Below are 319 nucleotides of genomic sequence, written 5' to 3'. Positions count from 1 at the left end.
AATTAGCAGGTATAGCAGATGAATAAAAAAGTCATCTTCCGCGGCGCCAGCGCTATTATGCCCCTATGCATCGGCGACTTTCCATTTTCATTTATTGTCGGCGCATTAAGCGTTAGCGCGGGCATGAGCGTCTGGCAGAGTACGGCGTGGTCGGCGATCGTCATTGCCGGCTCGGCGCAAATGCTGGCACTGAATATGTTAAAAACCGGCGCCACGCTCGGCGTGATTATTTTCACCACATTAATTATCAATCTTCGCCACGTGCTGTATAGCGCCTCTATTTCCGGAACCGTGCGCGAAGCTTCATTCTTTAAAAAAT

The 319-nt window shown here is 49.5% G+C and carries 1 protein-coding gene; it reads left to right on the top strand.

All coding sequences use genetic code 11. The features are described 5' to 3' along the window. Positions 1-18: 18 nt before the first annotated feature. The coding region (locus tag ACSIPU_RS30865; RefSeq protein WP_435322514.1) for an AzlC family ABC transporter permease at positions 19-319 on the top strand (301 nt) is incomplete at its 3' end.

The organism is Klebsiella sp. HN106 (assembly GCF_051209435.1).
Classification (GTDB): Bacteria; Pseudomonadota; Gammaproteobacteria; order Enterobacterales; family Enterobacteriaceae; genus Klebsiella; species Klebsiella oxytoca.
Note: the sequence above shows the minus strand (reverse complement) of the source record. Positions and strands in the feature narration are given on the sequence as shown.